At 68.1% G+C, this 18,090-nt stretch carries 16 protein-coding genes and 1 tRNA gene; 8 read left to right on the top strand and 9 right to left on the bottom strand.

Annotated features, from left to right (window positions below; all coding sequences use genetic code 11):
• Positions 1 to 157 precede the first annotated feature (157 nt).
• The 7 genes from QTH86_RS14535 (at position 158) to QTH86_RS14505 (ending at position 6,473) form a co-directional block, all read left to right on the top strand.
• On the top strand, positions 158 to 865 hold the full coding sequence (locus tag QTH86_RS14535) for a DUF1028 domain-containing protein (protein ID WP_286646932.1): 708 nt from the start codon (positions 158 to 160) through the stop codon (positions 863 to 865).
• 3 nt (positions 866 to 868) lie between these two features.
• Complete coding sequence (locus QTH86_RS14530) at positions 869 to 1,882, top strand: ABC transporter ATP-binding protein (protein ID WP_286646931.1); 1,014 nt, start codon at positions 869 to 871, stop codon at positions 1,880 to 1,882.
• Positions 1,879 to 2,976, top strand: a complete 1,098-nt coding sequence (locus tag QTH86_RS14525; protein WP_286646930.1) for an ABC transporter ATP-binding protein — start codon at positions 1,879 to 1,881, stop codon at positions 2,974 to 2,976. The genes QTH86_RS14530 and QTH86_RS14525 overlap by 4 nt, the downstream gene beginning before the upstream one ends.
• Positions 2,963 to 4,495 (top strand): ABC transporter substrate-binding protein, encoded by a 1,533-nt coding sequence (locus tag QTH86_RS14520; protein ID WP_286646929.1) that lies wholly within the window; start codon positions 2,963 to 2,965, stop codon positions 4,493 to 4,495. Before QTH86_RS14525 ends, QTH86_RS14520 begins: the two co-directional genes overlap by 14 nt.
• 18 nt (positions 4,496 to 4,513) lie before the next feature.
• Entirely contained in the window at positions 4,514 to 5,455 is a 942-nt protein-coding gene (locus QTH86_RS14515) for an ABC transporter permease (RefSeq protein ID WP_286646928.1), read from the top strand.
• A gap of 2 nt (positions 5,456 to 5,457) precedes the next feature.
• Positions 5,458 to 6,351 carry an ABC transporter permease gene (locus QTH86_RS14510; protein ID WP_286646927.1) on the top strand — a complete coding sequence of 298 codons (894 nt, stop codon included), beginning with the start codon at positions 5,458 to 5,460 and terminating at the stop codon, positions 6,349 to 6,351.
• A gap of 46 nt (positions 6,352 to 6,397) precedes the next feature.
• Positions 6,398 to 6,473, top strand: a tRNA-Gly gene (locus QTH86_RS14505).
• A gap of 73 nt (positions 6,474 to 6,546) precedes the next feature.
• On the opposite strand, the gene QTH86_RS14500 is transcribed toward QTH86_RS14505, so the two are convergent.
• The 8 genes from QTH86_RS14500 to QTH86_RS14465 form a co-directional block, all read right to left on the bottom strand.
• Positions 6,547 to 7,269, bottom strand: coding sequence for a class II aldolase/adducin family protein (locus QTH86_RS14500; protein WP_444813832.1), 723 nt, complete (start codon positions 7,267 to 7,269; stop codon positions 6,547 to 6,549).
• A gap of 49 nt (positions 7,270 to 7,318) precedes the next feature.
• Positions 7,319 to 8,305, bottom strand: a complete 987-nt coding sequence (locus QTH86_RS14495; protein WP_286646925.1) for an alpha/beta hydrolase — start codon at positions 8,303 to 8,305, stop codon at positions 7,319 to 7,321.
• 142 nt (positions 8,306 to 8,447) lie between these two features.
• Positions 8,448 to 9,383, bottom strand: coding sequence for a 2-hydroxyacid dehydrogenase (locus QTH86_RS14490; RefSeq protein WP_286646924.1), 936 nt, complete (start codon positions 9,381 to 9,383; stop codon positions 8,448 to 8,450).
• A complete protein-coding gene (locus QTH86_RS14485; RefSeq protein WP_286646923.1) occupies positions 9,380 to 10,597 on the bottom strand; it encodes a serine hydrolase domain-containing protein in 1,218 nt (405 codons plus the stop codon). The genes QTH86_RS14490 and QTH86_RS14485 overlap by 4 nt, the downstream gene beginning before the upstream one ends.
• Complete coding sequence (locus QTH86_RS14480; protein WP_286646922.1) at positions 10,594 to 12,243, bottom strand: ABC transporter ATP-binding protein; 1,650 nt, start codon at positions 12,241 to 12,243, stop codon at positions 10,594 to 10,596. Before QTH86_RS14480 ends, QTH86_RS14485 begins: the two co-directional genes overlap by 4 nt.
• The gene (locus QTH86_RS14475; protein ID WP_286646921.1) at positions 12,240 to 13,070 is read right to left on the bottom strand and encodes an ABC transporter permease; all 831 of its coding nucleotides are present in this window, start codon (positions 13,068 to 13,070) and stop codon (positions 12,240 to 12,242) included. The genes QTH86_RS14480 and QTH86_RS14475 overlap by 4 nt, the downstream gene beginning before the upstream one ends.
• The gene (locus tag QTH86_RS14470; protein WP_286646920.1) at positions 13,070 to 14,059 is read right to left on the bottom strand and encodes an ABC transporter permease; all 990 of its coding nucleotides are present in this window, start codon (positions 14,057 to 14,059) and stop codon (positions 13,070 to 13,072) included. Before QTH86_RS14470 ends, QTH86_RS14475 begins: the two co-directional genes overlap by 1 nt.
• A 12-nt stretch (positions 14,060 to 14,071) precedes the next feature.
• Positions 14,072 to 15,673 carry an ABC transporter substrate-binding protein gene (locus QTH86_RS14465; protein WP_286646919.1) on the bottom strand — a complete coding sequence of 534 codons (1,602 nt, stop codon included), beginning with the start codon at positions 15,671 to 15,673 and terminating at the stop codon, positions 14,072 to 14,074.
• 221 nt (positions 15,674 to 15,894) lie between these two features.
• Here QTH86_RS14465 and QTH86_RS14460 point away from each other — a divergent pair, with 221 nt between their 5' ends.
• Positions 15,895 to 16,707 (top strand): AraC family transcriptional regulator, encoded by an 813-nt coding sequence (locus QTH86_RS14460; protein ID WP_286646918.1) that lies wholly within the window; start codon positions 15,895 to 15,897, stop codon positions 16,705 to 16,707.
• Positions 16,708 to 16,731: 24 nt separating this feature from the next.
• Here QTH86_RS14460 and QTH86_RS14455 read toward each other — a convergent pair whose 3' ends face one another.
• Positions 16,732 to 18,039 carry an ArgE/DapE family deacylase gene (locus QTH86_RS14455; RefSeq protein WP_286646917.1) on the bottom strand — a complete coding sequence of 436 codons (1,308 nt, stop codon included), beginning with the start codon at positions 18,037 to 18,039 and terminating at the stop codon, positions 16,732 to 16,734.
• Between the last annotated feature and the right edge of the window lie 51 nt (positions 18,040 to 18,090).

The following is an 18,090-nucleotide window of genomic DNA, read 5'->3' as shown; positions in this document are numbered from 1 at the left end:
GGCGATGCCGTGGTGCGCGGCAGCCCCTTGGCACAGCTCTTGCACACAAGATCGTGTTCTTCCACCACGAGTGCACGATGCGTCCAGAGACATATGCCATGGCAGCCACAGCGACGGGCTCGATGAGCCGGCCGGGGCTGCGGGTTCGCCCAGCGCGATGACCTGGTCGATCCTCGCCCGCGACGCGCGTGGGCATGTCGGCGTCGCGATCGCCAGCCGCTTCTTCGCGGTGGGCGCGCTGTGCGTCCACACGCGGCGCGGCATCGGCGCCATCGCCACGCAGGCGCTGATGAACCCCCTGTACGGGCCTGCGGGCCTCGACCTCCTGAGCGGCGGCCGTCCGGCCGTCGAGGTCGTCGAGGCCTTGACATCGGCCGACGCCGGCCGGGCGCAACGCCAGCTGCATGTGCTGCCGGCCACGGGCCCCGCCGCGGCGTGGACGGGTGACCACTGTGTCGACTGGTGCGGCCACCTGATCGGCGACGACTTCAGCGTCGCCGGCAACATGCTCGCCGGCCCGCAGGTGATCGCCGCCACCGCGCAGGCGTACCGCGACACGGCGGCCCTGCCGATGGCCGAGCGCCTGCTGGCCGCCATGGCGGCGGGCGAGGCGGCCGGTGGCGACAAGCGCGGCAAGCAGGCCGCGGCCTTGCGCATCCATGCCGACGAGGACTATCCGCAGCTCGACCTGCGCGTCGACGACCACGCCGAGCCGATCGTCGAACTGCAGCGCCTCTACCGCACGAGCCTGGTGCGCTACCAGCCCTTCATGGCGTGCCTGGCGGGTCGCCACGACCCCGTCGGGGTGATCGACCGCGCCGAAATCGAAGCGCGCATCGAGCGCTTCCACGCCACACCCCGCTGATCCATGACGGCCTTGCTCGACGTGCGCGACCTGCGCACCCATTTCACGACCGACGACGGCGAATTTCCGGCGGTCGACGGCGTCAGCTTCTCCGTGGACGCCGGGCGCACGCTGGCCATCGTCGGCGAATCGGGCTGCGGCAAGAGCGTGACCTCGCTGTCGATCATGGGTCTGGTGCCGAACCCGCCCGGCCGCATCCGCGGCGGGTCGATCGTGTTCGAAGGTCGCGAGCTCGTCGGCGCGTCCAAGCGCGACATGCAGGACCTGCGCGGCAACGGCATGGCGATGATCTTCCAGGAACCGATGTCTTCGCTCAACCCGGTCTTCACCATCGGCGAGCAGATCGTCGAAGGGCTGATGCGGCACCGTCGCATCGGACGTGCCGAAGCCGCCGAGCGCGCCATCGCCATGCTGCGCAAGGTGCGCATCCCGGCGCCCGAGCAGCGTTTTCACGAGCACCCGCACAAGCTCTCGGGCGGCATGCGCCAGCGCGCCATGATCGCGATGGCGCTGGCCTGCGATCCGCGCCTGCTGATCGCCGACGAGCCCACCACCGCGCTGGACGTGACCATCCAGGCGCAGATCCTCGAACTCATGCGCGAGCTGCAGCAGGAAACGGGCACGGCCATCATCCTCATCACGCACGACCTGGGCGTGGTGGCCGAGGTGGCGGACGAAGTGGTCGTGATGTACGCCGGCCGTGTGGTGGAGCAGGCGCCGGTGCAGGCGCTGTTCGACGCGCCGCAGCATCCGTACACGATCGGCCTGCTGGGCTCGATCCCGCGGCTCGACGGCGAACGCACGCGCCTCGCTTCCATCGAAGGCCAGGTGCCCAGCCCGTTGCGTCGGCCACCGGGTTGCAGCTTCGCCGAACGCTGCCCGTTCGCCGTCGCGAAGTGCCGCGAAGACGACCCGGTGCTGATGGAGGTCGCGCCGCAGCATCGCTCCGCCTGCTGGCGCGCGCCGCTCGACCCCGACGTGCTGATGGCGCACGCCGCCGAATCGGTGGCCGCATGAACGAAGCGACGACGCCTTTGCTGCAGGTCGACGGCCTGGTCAAGCACTTCCCGGTGCGCCGCGGCCTGCTCGGCCGGGTGAAGGGCGCGGTGCGCGCGGTCGATGGCGTCGACCTGCAGATCGCGCGCGGCGAGACGCTGGGCGTGGTCGGTGAGTCGGGCTGCGGCAAGTCGACGCTGGGCCGGCTGGTGCTGCGGCTGATCGAGCCGACCGCCGGCAACGTTCGACTCGACGGCCAGCCCCTCGGCACGCTCGATGCCGTCGCGCTGCGCGCCCGTCGGCGCGAAATGCAGATCATCTTCCAGGACCCGTACGCTTCACTGAACCCGCGCATGACGGTGGGGCAGACGCTGGCCGAGCCGCTGATGCTGCACGGCCTGTACACGGGGCGACATCGCGAGCGCGTGGCCGAGCTGCTGCGCACCGTGGGCCTGGCGCCCGAGCATGCGCAGCGCTACGCGCATGAGTTTTCGGGCGGGCAGCGCCAGCGCATCGGCATTGCACGGGCGCTGGCGGTCGAGCCCAAGCTCATCGTCTGCGACGAGGCCGTGTCCGCCCTCGACGTGTCGGTGCAGGCGCAGGTCGTCAACCTGCTGCAGGACCTGCAGCAGCGCTACGGCCTGGCCTACATGTTCATCGCGCACGACCTCGCGGTGGTCAAGCACATCGCCACGCGCATCGCCGTGATGTACCTCGGCCGCATCGTCGAGATCGGTGACAAGCGCGCGCTGTTCGCGTCGCCGCGGCACCCGTACACGCAGGCGCTGCTGTCCGCCATTCCCTTGCCCGAGCCCGGTGTGCGGCGCGAGCGTGTGGTGCTGGCCGGCGACGTGCCCAGCCCGATGAACCCGCCCACGGGTTGCCACTTCCACACCCGCTGCCCGCATGCGCGCGAACTGTGTTCGCAGCAGGCGCCGCAGCTCGAAGACGCCGGCACGCAGTCGGTGGCCTGCCACTTCTGGCGCGAGATCTCGCCGCCGGCGGTGCTGCCTGCGCGCGCTGCGTCCACCTCCTTGCAACGCCGTCTCGACCGGCTGCAATCCGCCTTCGTCGTTCCTTCCCCTTCCGGAGACCTCGCCCATGACACGCCCTAAACCAACCTTCCTGCCAGCGCTGCTGCTCGCGCTGGCCCCGCTGCTGCCGCTCGCGCCGATGGCCGCGCAAGCCCAGACGCTGCGTGTCGGCCTGGCCGAAGACCCCGACGTGCTCGACCCGTCGCTCGCACGCAGCTTCGTCGGCCGCATCGTGTTCAGCGGGCTGTGCGACAAGCTGCTGGACATCGACGACAAGCTCAACATCGTGCCGCAGCTCGCCACGTCGTACGAGTGGTCGGCCGACAGCAAGGCGCTCACGATGAAGCTGCGCCCCGGCGTGACCTTCCACGACGGCGAGAAATTCGACGCGGCCGCGGTCAAGTTCAACATCGAGCGCCACAAGAACCTGCCGGGCTCGGCGCGCCGCGGCGAGCTCGCGCCGGTGGCGAGCGTCGACGTGGTCGATCCGGCCACCGTGCGGCTCAACCTGTCGGCACCGTTCTCGCCGCTGCTCGCGCAGCTGGCCGACCGCGCCGGGATGATGGTGTCGCCCAAGGCGGCGCAGGTGGCCGGCGACAAGTTCGGCATCAAGCCAGTGTGCTCGGGCCCCTTCAAGTTCACCGAGCGCATCGCGCAGGACCGCATCGTGCTCGAGCGCTACCCGCAGTACTGGAACAAGGACGCGATCCACTTCGACAAGGTGATCTACACGCCGATCCCCGACGCGACCGTGCGCCTGGCCAACTTGCGTTCGGGCCAGCTCGACTTCATCGAGCGCGTGGCGCCGAGCGACATGGAGAAGATCCTGGCCGAGAAGAAGCTCAAGACCTCGCGCATCACCGAGATCGGCTACCAGGGCATCACGGTGAACCTGGCCAAGGGCGACAAGGCCAAGACCAGCGTGCTGGCGCGCGACCCGCGCATCCGCGAGGCCTTCGAGCTCTCGCTCGATCGCCAGGGCCTGGTGCAGGTCGTGATGGACAACGAAGCGACCGCCGGCAACCAGTGGGTCGCGCCGGGCAACGCCTATTACGCGAAGAACGTGCCGATGCCCAAGCGCGACATCGCGCGCGCGAAGGCCTTGCTCAAGGAGGCCGGCGTGCCCAACCCGAGCTTCACGCTGGTCACGCCGACCACCTCCGACGCGCAGCGCATCGCGCTGGTGGTGCAGGCCATGACGCGCGAGGCCGGCTTCGACGTGAAGATCCAGTCGACCGAGTTCGCGACTTCGCTGAACATGGCCGACAAGGGAGACTTCGAGGCACTGGTGTTGTCGTGGAGCGGCCGTGCCGACCCGGACGGCAACCTGTTCAGCTTCCACGGCTGCAAGCAGCCGCTGAACTACACCGGCTACTGCGATGCCGAGACCGACAAGCTGCTCGATCAGTCGCGCTCCCTGCGCGAGCCGGCCGAGCGCAAGAAGGTCTTTGAGCAGATCGCGGCGCGCGTGATGAAGGAGCGCCCCATCGTCTACCTCTACCACCGCAACTGGCTGTGGGCCTACAACCCCAAGCTCACCGGCATCCGCAACATCCCCGACGGCTTGTTGCGGGTGAGCGGCCTGTCGATGGCCCCTTGATCCACTGACCGGCCACCGATGTTCGAGTACCTCGTCAAGCGCATCGCCACCCTGGTGCCGACGCTGATCTTCGTGTCGATGCTGATCTTCGGGCTGCAGCAGTTGCTGCCCGGCGATCCGGCGAAGATCCTCGCGGGCGAGGACCAGGACCCGGCCGTCATCGCCTACCTGCGCACCAAGCTGCACCTCGACGAGCCGCTGCCGGTGCGCTATGCGTACTGGGTCGGTGGGGTGCTGCGCGGCGACCTGGGCGAGTCGATACGCTCACAGCAGCCGGTGACCGAGCTGGTGTGGCAGAAGCTGCCGGTCACGCTCGAACTCGCGCTGCTGGCCTTCGCCATCGCGCTGGTCATCGGCATCCCTGCAGGCATCGTCTCGGCGGTCGGGCGCGGCACGCCGTGGGACTACGCGGCCAACGTGTTCGCATTGTGGGGGCTGTCGACGCCCAACTTCTGGCTCGGCATCCTGATGATCCTGCTGTTCTCGGTGCAGCTCGGGTGGCTGCCGGCCTCGGGCTACGTGAGTCCCTTCGAAGATCTGGGCGCCAACCTGGCCGCGATGATCATGCCGGCCTTCGTGCTGGGCAATGCCATCGCCGCGGTGCTGATGCGCCACACGCGCAGCGCGATGCTGCAGGTGCTGTCGGCCGACTACGTGCGCACCGCGCGCGCCAAGGGGCTGAGCGAGCGCACGGTGGTGCTCAAGCACGCACTGCGCAATGCGCTCACGCCCATCATCACGCTCGGTGCGCTGGAGCTCGGCACGCTGCTGTCGGGCGCGGTGCTCACCGAGCAGGTGTTCACCATCCCGGGCTTCGGCAAGCTGATCGTCGACTCGGTGTTCAACCGCGACTACTCGGTGGTGCAGGGCGTGGTGCTGGTCACGGCCAGCGCATACATCCTGCTAAATCTTCTGGCGGACATGGCCTACTTTCTCGTCAACCCGCGGCTGAGGCGCTGAACATGTCGGCCGTTCTTCCTTCTTCTCCTTCGACCGCGTCGCGCGCACCGGTGCAGCCTGCGGGCCCGTGGCGTCGCGCCTGGCGCCGTCTGCGCCGCCGCCGCGGCGCGCTGCTCGGCCTGGCCGTGGTGCTGATCTTCATTGCGCTAGCCGTCTTCGCGCCGTGGATCGCGCCGCAGGACCCAATCGCCACCAGCTGGAGCGCGATCCGCAAGGCGCCCAGCGCCGAGCACTGGTTCGGCACCGACGAGATCGGGCGCGATGTGTTGTCGCGCGTCATCTGGGGCACGCGCGCCTCGCTGCTCGCGGGCGTGGTGTCGGTGTCGATCTCGCTGATGCTGGGCGTGCCCATCGGCCTGGCGGCGGGCTTCCTCGGCGGCTTCGTCGACAGCCTGATCTCGCGCGTCACCGACGCCTTCCTGGCCTGCCCCTTCCTGATCCTCGCCATCGCATTGGCGGCCTTCCTCGGCCCGAGCCTGACCAACGCGATGATCGCCATCGGCGTCTCAGCCACGCCGATCTTCGTGCGGCTCACGCGGGCGCAGGTGCTCAACGTGAAGGTCGAGGATTACATCGAGGCCGCGCGCGCCGTCGGCAATTCGCCGCTGCGCATCGCGCTGCGCCACGTGCTGCCCAACGTCACGGCGCCGGTGATGGTGCAGTCGACGCTGGCCATCGCTTCGGCGGTCATCGCAGAGGCCAGCCTGTCCTTCCTCGGCCTGGGCCAGCAGCCGCCGGCGCCGAGCTGGGGCAGCATGCTGAACACCGCCAAGAACTTCATCGACAACGCGCCCTGGATGGCGATCTGGCCGGGGCTGTCGATCTTCCTGCTGGTGCTGTCCTTCAACCTGCTGGGCGACGGCCTGCGGGACGCGCTGGACCCGCGTCAGCGCTGACGCTGGAAAAGCCACGATTCTTTGGGCTATAATCGTGGGCTTGAATGCGGGATTAGCTCAGTTGGTAGAGCGATACCTTGCCAAGGTATAGGTCGAGAGTTCGAGTCTCTTATCCCGCTCCACATTCGAATCGAGAAGGCCACCGCACCCGGTGGCCTTTTTCGTTTCCGGGTCTGTCCCAGCGCCGGGCCGGGCTCAGGCGATCAGCCGCAGCGCCGACTCCCACGCCATCTGCGCATGTTCCAGCCCATCCTCGCGGTTGAACTGGTCGGCGGTGCGTTCGCGCACGGCCACGGGCGGGTAGATGATCTTCTGCCCGCCACTCAACGCCTTCGTCTGCGCCTGACAGGCGCGTTCCAGGAAATAGATGTTCAGGAAGGCCTCGGCGATCGTGCGGCCCGCGGCCAGCAGGCCGTGGTTGCGCAGGATCATCGCGCGGTGCGGGCCCAGGCTGGCTACCAGGCGGTCGCGCTCGTCCAGGTCGAGCGCGATGCCCTCGTAGTCGTGGTAGGCGAGGTGGCCGTAGAACTTCAAGGCGTGCTGCGAGATCGGCAGCAGCCCTTCTTCCTGGCACGAGACGCCGATGCCGTCGGCCGTGTGCGTGTGGATCACGCAGGCCAGGTCGTGGCGCGCCATGTGCACGGCCGAGTGGATGGTGAAGCCGGCGGCGTTGACGCGTTCGGTCGTGTCCTTGGCCTCCACCGCCGCGCCCGTCGGGTCGATCTTCACCAGGTCTTCCGGCCGCATCTCGTGGAACAGCACGCCGTAGCGGTTGATGAGGAAGTGGTCGGGCGTGCCCGGGATGCGCGCGCTGATGTGCGTGTCGATCAGGTCGGTCATCTTGAAATGGGCGACCAGTCGGTACAGCGACGCGAGGTCGCGGCGGGTTTGGATTTCGGCGTCGGTGAAGTGGGTCATGTCAGGTTGCTCCGTGTGCTTTTCTGGGGGGGTATGCACGGCGGCGGGTTCAGGCGTGCTTCTGCAGCCAGCGCACCGTGTCGTCGAAGGCCGCGCTCGCCACATCGGCGATCGAGACGGCTTCGAGGAAGCTGTGCACCGTGCCCTGGTAGACCTTCGCGTCGACATCGACGCCGGCGGCCTGCATCGTGTCGATCATCTCGATCTGACCGTCGTACAGCGGATCGCATTCGGCGATGACCAGGAAGGCCGGCGGAATGTCGTGCAGGTCGGCGTCCAGCAGGTTCATGCGCGGGTCGGTGTAGTCGGCCTTGCGACCCAGGTAGTTCCGGTAGAACCACACCATCATGTGCAGCGACAGGCCGTAGTCGCCCGCGCCGTAGCGCACCACCGAGTCCTGGTACAGGTCGGTGCTGCAGCCCGCGTAGTTGAGCACCATGCCGCGGATCGGGCTGTGGCCGACATCGCGAAAGTGCATCGCGGTGCACAGCGACAGGTTGCCGCCGGCCGAGTCGCCGCCGATGAAGAACTGCTTCGGGTCGAAGCCGATGTCGGCCGCGTGCGCGACGAGCCAGTTCACCGTGTCGATGCATTCCTCGATCGGCTGCGGGAATTGCGCTTCCGGCGCGCGCGTGTAGTTGATGCCGATCACCATGATGCCGGCGCGCTCGGCGTACTCGCGCATCAGCCGGTCATGCGTGTCGATGCTGAACAGCACGAAGCCGCCGCCGTGGATATAGAAGAAGGCGCCGGGCATGCGGCGTTCCTTCGGCTCGTAGGTGCGGATCAGCACTTCGCCGTGGCGCGTCGGCACCCGCTGCTCGGTGGTGCGCGCCATCACCGGGCCGCCGGCCGCCCAGGGCGCGCGCACCTGTTCGGCGATGGCGCGGCCTTCGGCGATCGACACCGTGTCGCGCCGCGGAAACTTCGATGCGTCGGCGCTCATGCGCTGAACGAAGGTCCGAATCTGCGGGTCGAGCGGCGCGGGCTTGGCGCCCTGGGTCGATGCGGCGAAGGCGGGGTCGAGCTGGCTCATGTCGATGGGTGTGACGGGTGAAGATTCGGACAGGTCGAAACGACTTCAGCCAATGCCAGGGACACCGCGGAACTGGCTTCGCCAGGCCGCTGGTGCCGCCCCCTCGAGGGGGAGGCGCCGAAGGCGCTTCGGGGGTGTTCCATCAATACCCGCGCGCCATGTCGACCTGGTTGAAGTAGGGGGCGCCTTCGTGCATCTGGCCGATGTTGCGCACCACCTGCTGCACCACCACGTCGTAGGTGGCCATGGTCGCCATGTGGGGCGTGACGACCAGGCCCGGCGTGGTCCACAACGGGTGGTCGGCGGGGAGCGGCTCCTGCTCGAACACGTCGACGATGGCGCCACGCAGCTGGCCGCTGCCCAGCGCCGCGACCAGGTCGTCCTCGACCAGGTGCTCGCCGCGGCCGCAGTGGATCAGCGCCGCGCCCTGGGGCAGGGCCGAGAAGGTGCGTTCGCCGAGGATGCCGCGCGTCTGCGCCGTCAGCGGCAGCAGGCACACCAGCACGTCGGTCTGCGCAAGGAAGGCGTCGTAGCTTTCTTCGCCGCTGAACATCGTCATGCCCGGGATCTCGCGCGGCGTGCGTGCCCAGCCGCTCACGGGGTAGCCGAGGGAGGGCAAGCGCTTGGCGATGTGGCCGCCGAGTTCGCCCATGCCCATCAGCCCGACGCGGCACGACGACGCGGGCGTCTGTCGCGGGCGTTTCCACTCCTGAATGCGCTGGCTGGCCATCGCCTGGTCGAGCTTGCGGTGGAAATGCAGCACGCCCCACAGCACGAACTGCAGCATGCCTTCGGCCAGCATGGGGTCGACCACACGGCAGACAGGCAAGGCGCTCACGTCCTGCCCGGCGACCACGTTGTCGACGCCGGCGGCGATGCTGTGCACCAGGCGCAGCCGGGGCATCTTCGCGTAGACCCCGGGCGGGGAGTTCCAGCACACTGCGACTTCGGCCTCGAAGCAGCGCGGATCGGGCCAGATGACGACATCGAGCGAGGGGTTGGCGGCCTCCAGCATGGGGCGCAGGAAATCGAGCTTGGCCGTTTGGCTCAGGAGGGCGACGACGGTAGGAGCAGTCATGAAGCGGATATCAGATGTTGAGCCAGCGCGTGGTACGCCGGCAGCGTGGTCGGGTCGGTGTTCGCGCTCGCCGCTTTCGGGTGCGATGCGAAGCGCGCGATCACCATCTCGGCCTTCGGATCGACATAGATATTCTGGCCGTGGATGCCGCGCGCGCAGTACGCCCCGTGCGCGTTGTGCGTCATCCACCACTGGTTGCGGTAGCTCCAGCCGGGCAGCAGCGTGTAGCCGGCCTGCGCGAAGTGCGCGGGGTCGGCGCCGCGCTCCACGTCGGCCACGGCGGCTTCCGGAACGATCTGCCGGCCGTTGAAGAAGCCCCGGCAGCGCATCGTCTCCCCGAACCGCGCCATGTCGCGCAGCGCACCGCTGAAGGCGCCGCCGGCACCGGCCTGGCCACGCGGGTCGACCACGAAGTACGCGTCCTGCACGGCGCCCATCGGCGTCCACAGGCGTTCCTCGATGAGTTGCTCGAGGGGCAGGCCGGTCACGTTGCAGAGGATCCAGCCGAGCACTTCGGTGTTGACCGTCTTGTAGGCGTAGCGTTCGCCGTGCGTGCCGTTGGCGCGGAGGGTCTGCAGGAATGCGCGGATGCCGATCGGGCTGCCGGCGGGCGCGGGCATGCCGGGCAGCTGGGCGGCCACGCGCAGATAGGCCCACACCTCGGCGGCTGGATTGGCGTAGTCCTCGTCGTACTGCAGCGCGGTGGTCATGTCCATCACCTGGCGCACGGTGGCGTTGCCCCAGGCGCTGTCGGTGAGTTCGGGCACGTACACGGGCACCAGCGCGTCGGGGTCGATGCGGCCGGCCACCATCTCCGCCGCGGCCAGCGTGCCGACCAACGACTTGGTCACCGACATGCAGACGTGCGGTTTGTGGGGCTTGAGCGGACCGTCGAAGGACTCGTAGACGACCTGGCCGCGGTGCAGCACGACGATGCCGTCGGTGTGGTTCGCGGCGAGCGAGGCGTCACAGCGCATCGGCGTCTGCGCGCCGAGCGGCACGAAGGTCAGAGCATCGATGTCGTTGCGCAGCGCGCGCGGCAAGGCACTGACCGGCCCGGCGCCGCGCCATACGTTCACCGTCGGGCTGGTCTCGCGCATGCCGCTGAAGCGCGCACGCATGCGTTCGGGCGACAGCGCATCGGGGTCGATCGCCAGCGAGGGCGCGCCCATGTGCCAGCCCAGATCGACGGAGGGCGATGTGGTGGTCGTCATGCCGCCAGCTTGTGTTCGAAGAAGTCCAGCCCCGGCATCGCACCGAGCAGCGTGCGCGTGTACGCGTGCTGCGGGTTGGCGAAGAGCTGCCCCGGTGCACCGCGCTCGACGATCCGGCCCTTCTGCATCACCACCACCGAGTTCGAGATCTCGGCGGCCACGCGCAGGTCGTGGGTGATGAACATCATGGTCAGGCCCAGCTCGGCCTTGAGTTCGGCCAGCAGTGCGAGCACCTGCGACTGGATCGACACGTCGAGCGCCGAGACGGCCTCGTCGGCGATCAGCAGCCGCGGCTTGAGCGCCAGCGCGCGCGCGATCGAGATGCGCTGGCGCTGCCCGCCCGAGAACTCGTGCGGGAAGCGGTTCACGGCCGAGGCGCCGAGTCCCACGCGCTCCAGCAGCGCGGCGGCGGCCTTCAGCGCGTCGGCGCGTGACGCACCGTAGATCATCGGTCCGCGCGCGATCGCGTCGCCCACCTTCTGCCGTGGGTTGAGCGAGGCGAAGGGGTCCTGGAAGATGATCTGCACGTCCTTGCGGTACGCGCGCAGCGCCGCCGCGTCCTGCCCCAGCACCGGCTGGCCGGCGAAGGTGATGCTTCCGCTGTCGGGTTCGATCAGGCGCATCACCATGCGGCCCAGCGTCGACTTGCCCGAGCCCGATTCGCCCACCACCGACACCGTCTCGCCGTCCTGGATGGCCAGGTCGATGCCGTCGGCTGCCACCACCGTGCGCGGCGGTGAGAACAGGCCCGACTTCGAGACGAAGGTCTTCTTCAGCTGCTCGATCTTCAGCAGCGGCTCGATCGTCTTGCCGGACAGCGCCGTGCTGCGCGCATGGCGCCCCGGCACCGCGGCGATCAGTGCCTGCGTGTACTCGTGCTGCGGGTGGCGCAGCACCGCGTCGCGCGTGCCCTGCTCGACCACGCGGCCGTGGCGCATCACCACCACACGGTCGGCAATGTCCGCCACCACGCCGAAGTCGTGCGTGATGAAAAGCACGCCCATCTTGCGTTCGGCCTGCAGCGTCTGGATCAGGTCGAGGATCTGGCGCTGCGTGGTCACGTCGAGTGCGGTGGTCGGCTCGTCGGCCAGCAGCAGGCGCGGGTTGTTCAGCAAGGCCATCGCGATCATCACGCGCTGGCGCTGACCGCCGGAGAGCTGGAAGGGGTAGCTGCGCACGATCTGCCGGGGCGAGGGCAGGCCCACCGCGTCGACGATCGCGATGCAGCGTTCTTCGATGGCCGTGGCACTCAGGCCCGCCGTGTTGTGCAGTTGCAGCGCCTCGGCCACCTGCGCGCCGATGCGCTGCAGCGGGTTCAGCGCACTCATTGGCTCCTGGAACACCATCGAGATGCGCTCGCCGCGCAGCTTGCGCATGGCGGCGTCGTCGAGCTTCGTGAGGTCCGTGCCTTCGAGCACGACACGGCTCCTGGCGTCGATGGTCACGCGCGGCGGCAGCAGCCCGAGGATGGCGTGCGCCGTCATCGACTTGCCCGAGCCCGATTCGCCGACCAGGCAGACGATCTCGTTCTCGGCGATGTCCAGCGACAGGCGCTCCACCGCGTAGGCGCGGTCGCCCGAGCTCGGCAGGACGATCGACAGGTCCTGGATCGACAGCAGCGCAGAGGATGAATTCGAGGCGGTCATTGGCGCGAGATCCTCGGATTCAGCACGTCGTTGAGTCCCTCGCCGACCAGGTTGATGGCCAGCACGGTCAGCAGGATGGCGAGGCCGGGGAAGAAGCTCATCCACCAGGCCTGGCGCAGCATGGTGCGGGCCGAGCCGATCATGAAACCCCAGCTCATGAGGTTGGGGTCGCCCAGGCCCATGAAGCTCAGCGCACTCTCGATCAGGATGGCGCTCGCGACGGCCAGCGAGCCCGCCACGATGATCGGCGACAGCGCATTCGGCAGGATGTAGCGCACGATCAGCGACAGCGGCGATTCGCCCTGGCAGCGCGCCGCCTGCACGAACTCGCGTTCCTTCAGCGCGAGGAACTCGCCCCGCGTGAGGCGCGCGACCTGCGGCCAGCTCACCAGCGCGATGGCGATCACGACCGTGCGGATCGATGGCTCCAGGATCGCCACCAGCAGGATGCACAGCATGAAGGCCGGGATGGTCTGGAACAGCTCGGTGAAGCGCATCAGCCATTCGCCGACACGCCCGCCCACGTAGCCCGAGAGCGCCCCGACCACCACGCCGATCACCAGTGCGACGAAGGTGGAGATGACGCCGATCATCAGCGACACGCGCGTGCCGTGCGCGATGCCTGAGGCGATGTCGCGGCCCAGGCTGTCGCTGCCCAGCAGCATGCCGTCGGTCTGCGGCGGCGTGAACGGTGCGGCCACGGTGTCCCAGGGGTCGCCCGGGAAGAAGACGGGCGCGGTCACGGCCAGCACGATCACCGCCAGCAGGATCACCAGGCCGAGCATGCCGCTCGGGTGGCGCAGGAAGGATTGGACGATGGCTTTCATCAGGCGGCCTTGATGCGTGGATCAATGACCCGGTAGAGAAGATCGGTCAGCCAGTTGAAGAAGATCACCAGCACCGACAGCACCAGGAACACGCCCAGCATCACCTGGTAGTCGCGCTGCAGCACGGCGTCGTAGGTGAGGCGGCCGAGGCCGGGCCAGGCGAACACGGTCTCGATCACGACCGAGCCGCCGATCAGCGTGCCGGCCTGCACGCCCGCCATCGTGACGACGGGCAACAGCGCATTGCGCAGCATGTGGCGCCACAGGATGCGGCCATCCGATGCGCCCTTGGCGCGCGCGGTCTTCACGTAGTCCTGGTGGCTCACTTCGATGATCGACGAGCGCATCAGCCGCGCATAGATGGCCAGGTACAGCATGCCCAGCGTGAAGGCGGGCAGCGCCAGGTGCCTGAGCTTGTCGACGATGCCGGCCCAGGTGCTCATGGTCACGCCGATGGTCTCGTAGCCGAAGGCCGGCAGCCAGCCCAGCTGCACGGAGAACAGCAGCACCAGCATCAGGCCGAGCCAGAAGACGGGGGTCGCGTAGATCACCAGCGCGATCAGGCTGATGAGGGTGTCGGACAGCTTCCCGGCGCGCACACCGGCCAGGCTGCCCAGCACCACGCCGCCCACGAGCGAGATGGCGAAGGCCGAGAGGGTCAGCAGCAAGGTAGCGGGCAGGCGCTCGAGGATGGCGCTGAGCACGGTGCGTTGCTGCCGGTGCGAATAGCCCAGGTCGAGCCGCACCACCTTGCCGAGGTAGGTGGCGAGCTGCGTGGGCATCGGCTGGTCGAGGCCGTATTCCGCGCGCACGCGCTTGAGGAAGGCCTCGTCGGTGGCGCCGGACTGGCCCGCCATCACGAGCGCGGGGTCGCCGGGCGCCGCGCGCACCAGCATGAAGTTGAAGATGGCGATCAGCAGGATGACCGCCACCATCTTGCCCAGGCGCACGCCGAGTGCGCCCAGGCCTTGGAGCCATTGAAGATTCATAGCGGCCGGTGCTCAGCCCTTGAAGTAGACCGTGTCGAAGCTTTCGTGGATGCCGATGGCGCTCGTCACCAGGTTCTGCAGGCGCTTGTCGTAGATCGTCGGGAATTCCATCTCGACCAGCCAGGCGATCGGCACCTCGTCCACGATGATCTTCTGCATCTCGCTGTACAGCGCCTGGCGCTTCGCATCCTCCACCGCCACGGCGGCCTCGTCGGCCAGCTTGTCGACCTGCGGGTTCACGTAGCCTTCGGTGTTCGTGAAGAGGATCTTGCGGATGTTGCTCGACACGTAGTTGCGCGTCACGCCCAGTGCCGGGTCCCCGAACTGGTACAGCCACGACAGGTTCATGTCGAAGTCCCAGTTGCTGATGCGCTGCGTGTAGCTGCCCGGGTCGGTCGACTCCAGCACCACCGCGATGCCGACCTTGGCGAGCGACTGGCGGATGTACTCGCAGGTGCGCTGCACCATCTCGCCGTAGGGCGATACCGGCAGGCGCACGGTGGTGCGCACGCCCTTGGCGTCGGGCTTGAGGCCCATCTCGTCGAGCAGCGCCTTGGCCTTGGCGATCGAGAAGTCGTAGGTCGTGACGTTTGGCTCGTAGAACTTCGTCTTCGAGTTGACCGGGCCGGTCGCGACCTTGCCGAAGCCGTAGAGGATCTTGTCCTTGATGAACGTGCGGTCGATCGCGTGCATCACCGCCTTGCGGAAGCGCTTGTCGTTCAGCGGCGCGTTGCGGTTGTTGATCTCCAGCCACATGATGGGCGCGAAGTATTCGTAGCCCTTGGTCGTGACGGCCAGGTTCGGCTTCTTGGAGAGGCGCTGGGCGTCGAACAGTTCCAGGTCGGTCCACTGCGTGAGCTGCACCGTGCCGTTCTCCAGCGCCAGCGCGCGCGAGGCGCCGTCGGGCACCACGCGGTAGATGATGGCGTCCAGGTAGGGCAGGCCGGGCTTGAAGTAGTCGTCGTTGCGCACCAGGTGGATGTGCGAGCCGCGCACCCATTCCTTCAGCTTGAAGGGGCCCGAGCCGATCGGGTTCAGGTTGGCCGGGTTCTTGACCACGTCGGTGCCGGCATAGATGTGCTTGGGCATCACCGGCAGGTTCGAGATGTCGAAGGCGCCGATGAAGGGGCCGAAGGGCTCCTTGAGCTTGAAGACCACGGTGTGGGCGTCGGGCGCGGTGATCGATTCGCAGCGGCCGAAGATCGCCTTGGCGCGCGGATGCGTGAGCGGCAGGAATTCCATCGCCGTGTAGACCACGTCCTCGGACGTCAGCGGCTTGCCGTCGTGCCACTTGGCCTTGGGCTCGAGCTTGAAGGTGTAGGTCTTGCCGTCGGGCGAGATGGTCCAGCTCTTGGCCAGGCTGGGCATCGGCTTGAGGCTGACGTCGTAGGTCAGGAGGCTCAGGAAGATCTTGCCCGACACCATCTGCGTCGGCGTGAGCTGGCTCACGGCCAGGTTCAGGATCGGCGGTTCGGGCTGGACGATGGAGTTGAGCGTGCCGCCCTTGACGCCGCCCGTGCCCTGGGCGAAGGCCTGCGTCAGGCCCAGTGGAAAGTCGGCCAGGCCCAGGGCGCCGCCCGCTAGCAACAACTTGTGGAATTCGCGCTTCTTCATGAGGTGTCCTTGGGAGAGAAGGAGAGGGGGCTGCGCACCGGCAGTGCGGTGTCCGTCGAACGGCGAATTCAGTGTAGGGACGCCCCCTTGCGCTGTTTGCGCGGTTCGAGCCGAGTTCTGTTTCGCGTGGGCCATCGTGGCGACGACTTGACCTTTTCGCTTGCGCGCCCCAGAGTCGGCCGTCCTGTTTTGGCGCATTTCTTGCGTGCGAAAGAACCGTGATGCACAGTCTGAATCCCGTCCGCAGCCAGCTCGCCGTCGATTACCAGGACATCCCGCGACCGGTCTCGATGATCATCGTGGAACACGACCCCGAGCCGTCGATGATCGTCCCGCGCCACTCGCATCCGCGCGCGCAGCTGGCCTATGCGGTCAAGGGCATGTTCACGCTGCACACCCAGGAAGGCGCCTGGCTGGTGCCGCCCAACCGCGCCGTGTGGGTGCCCGGCGGCATCGAGCATGAAATGCACGCGCGCGGCCAGCCCGTGTCGAACCGCTCGCTCTACATCCAGCCCGACGCGTCGCCCGACCTGCCCGACGAATGCTGCGTGATCGAGGTGTCGCCGCTGATGCGCCAGCTCATCATCGAGGCCATCGATATCCCGCTGCTGTACGACGAGGCGGGGCGCGACGGCCGCGTGATGCGGCTCATCCTCGACGAGATCTGCGCGGCGCCCAAGGTGCCGCTGCACGTGCCGATGCCCAACGACCCGCGCCTGCTGCGCATCTGCAAGGCGCTGCTGGCCGACCCGGGCCGCGAAGGCGACCTCGAGGACTGGGCGCGTTTCGGGGCCTTGGGTCGCCGCACGCTCACGCGGCTGTTCCGCGACGAAACCGGCATCACCTTCACGATGTGGCGCCAGCAACTGCGCCTGATGGAGGCGCTGCGGCGCCTCTCGATGGGCACCGCCGTCACCACCGTGGCGATGGACCTGGGCTACGAGAGCCCCAGCGCCTTCACCGCCATGTTCCGCCGCGTGATGGGCAAGACGCCCAAGCACTACTTGGGCAGAAACGACATCGACGCGGACTGACCGGCTCGCCGATCGGCGTTGCCGTCAAGCCCGCTGGTTCACCCCGCACCAGCGCGCCATGAACACCGCCAGCACCGCGGTCGTCTGCATCAGGCTGTCGATCGACACCCACTCGTCGATGCCGTGGATGTTGGCGCCGCCCGAGGGGCCGTAGCAGATGGCGGGCGTCTCGCCGTAGAGGTTGAAGAACTTGGTGTCCGTCGTGCCGGTGAAGGCGGTCGGCACCAGCGTCTGTCCGACGACGTCCTTGTGGCACTGCGAGATGGCGACGACGATGGGTGCGTCGTCCGGCACATGGCAGCCGTCGGCCTGGAAGCCTTCGTAGATGATCTTGTAGCTCAGCGCCGCATGGGCCGGGTGGGCTTCGTAGGCGGCGGCCAGCACGGCCTCGACCTGCTGCTTGGCCTCTGCGACCTTCATGTCGGGGTAGAAGCCGATGCGCACGTCGGCGCGGCAGGCCGAGGGCACCGACGAGGCCCACTCGCCGCCGCTGATCTTCCCCAGGTTGAAGTTCACCGGATGGTTGTGGTGCGCGTAGCTGCGGTAGCGCGCGCTCGGCGCGTTCCACTTGGCTTCGAGCTTCTTCAGCTCGCCGAAGAGGTACATCGTGAAGTCGATGGCGCCCACGCCGGTCTGCGCGACCGAGGCGTGCACCGGCTTGCCCAGCACCTCGATGGCCAGCCACAGCACGCCCATCTGGCAGGTCATGACGCCGTTCTCGGCGATCGGCTCGGGGATGACGGCCGCATCGGCGCGGTAGCCTTCCACCAGGCAGGCCAGCGCGCCGTTGCCGGTGCATTCCTCCTCGATCACCGACTGGAAGTACACCGGCGACGCGGGTTCGAGCCCCAGCGACTTGAGCGCCTGGAAGGCCATCGTGTAGGCCACGATGCCCGCCTTCATGTCCGACGCGCCGCGGCCGTACAGCCGGTCGCCGTCGACCTTGCCGGAGAAGGGCGAATCGGTCCACAGCACCTCGGCGCCGGTGGGCACCACGTCGATGTGGCCGTTGAAGATCAGCGAGTTGCCCTTGAACGGGCCACCAGGGCGGTGGATGCCGACCACGTTGGTGCGGCCTTCGTACGAGACGATCGAGGGCGAGTAGCCCGGGTGGGCCTTCAGCTTCTCCTCGTCGATCTGGAATTCGTCCACCTGCAGGCCGAGGCCGGCGAAGGCCTTCGCCATGAAGGTCTGCGCGCTCTGCTCGTGGCCGAGCAGCGACGGGTGCGTGACCAGTTCGCTCAGCATGGCGACGGCCTCGCCCCGCAGGGCATGGGCGGCGGCGGCGATGGCGGCTTCGTCCGCCACGACTTCGGGGGTGGTTGCTTGCATGGGAACCATTCTTTCACCGGGCCGGGGTGCGGAGTGTTCGAATCGGGCCGC

The sequence above is a fragment of the Variovorax sp. J2L1-78 genome (assembly GCF_030317205.1).
Lineage (GTDB): Bacteria > Pseudomonadota > Gammaproteobacteria > Burkholderiales > Burkholderiaceae_C > Variovorax > Variovorax arabinosiphilus.
This window is presented reverse-complemented; position numbering and strand designations above follow the sequence as displayed.

What these genes read in the sequence shown, in the direction of transcription:
- QTH86_RS14535 (WP_286646932.1), top strand. Translation starts at nt 158, where the DNA reads ATGACCTGGTCGATCCTCGCCCGCGACGCGCGTGGGCATGTCGGCGTC.
- QTH86_RS14530 (WP_286646931.1), top strand. Translation starts at nt 869, where the DNA reads ATGACGGCCTTGCTCGACGTGCGCGACCTGCGCACCCATTTCACGACC.
- QTH86_RS14525 (WP_286646930.1), top strand. Translation starts at nt 1,879, where the DNA reads ATGAACGAAGCGACGACGCCTTTGCTGCAGGTCGACGGCCTGGTCAAG.
- QTH86_RS14520 (WP_286646929.1), top strand. Translation starts at nt 2,963, where the DNA reads ATGACACGCCCTAAACCAACCTTCCTGCCAGCGCTGCTGCTCGCGCTG.
- QTH86_RS14515 (WP_286646928.1), top strand. Translation starts at nt 4,514, where the DNA reads ATGTTCGAGTACCTCGTCAAGCGCATCGCCACCCTGGTGCCGACGCTG.
- QTH86_RS14510 (WP_286646927.1), top strand. Translation starts at nt 5,458, where the DNA reads ATGTCGGCCGTTCTTCCTTCTTCTCCTTCGACCGCGTCGCGCGCACCG.
- QTH86_RS14500 (WP_444813832.1), bottom strand. Translation starts at nt 7,269, where the DNA reads ATGACCCACTTCACCGACGCCGAAATCCAAACCCGCCGCGACCTCGCG.
- QTH86_RS14495 (WP_286646925.1), bottom strand. Translation starts at nt 8,305, where the DNA reads ATGAGCCAGCTCGACCCCGCCTTCGCCGCATCGACCCAGGGCGCCAAG.
- QTH86_RS14490 (WP_286646924.1), bottom strand. Translation starts at nt 9,383, where the DNA reads ATGACTGCTCCTACCGTCGTCGCCCTCCTGAGCCAAACGGCCAAGCTC.
- QTH86_RS14485 (WP_286646923.1), bottom strand. Translation starts at nt 10,597, where the DNA reads ATGACGACCACCACATCGCCCTCCGTCGATCTGGGCTGGCACATGGGC.
- QTH86_RS14480 (WP_286646922.1), bottom strand. Translation starts at nt 12,243, where the DNA reads ATGACCGCCTCGAATTCATCCTCTGCGCTGCTGTCGATCCAGGACCTG.
- QTH86_RS14475 (WP_286646921.1), bottom strand. Translation starts at nt 13,070, where the DNA reads ATGAAAGCCATCGTCCAATCCTTCCTGCGCCACCCGAGCGGCATGCTC.
- QTH86_RS14470 (WP_286646920.1), bottom strand. Translation starts at nt 14,059, where the DNA reads ATGAATCTTCAATGGCTCCAAGGCCTGGGCGCACTCGGCGTGCGCCTG.
- QTH86_RS14465 (WP_286646919.1), bottom strand. Translation starts at nt 15,673, where the DNA reads ATGAAGAAGCGCGAATTCCACAAGTTGTTGCTAGCGGGCGGCGCCCTG.
- QTH86_RS14460 (WP_286646918.1), top strand. Translation starts at nt 15,895, where the DNA reads ATGCACAGTCTGAATCCCGTCCGCAGCCAGCTCGCCGTCGATTACCAG.
- QTH86_RS14455 (WP_286646917.1), bottom strand. Translation starts at nt 18,039, where the DNA reads ATGCAAGCAACCACCCCCGAAGTCGTGGCGGACGAAGCCGCCATCGCC.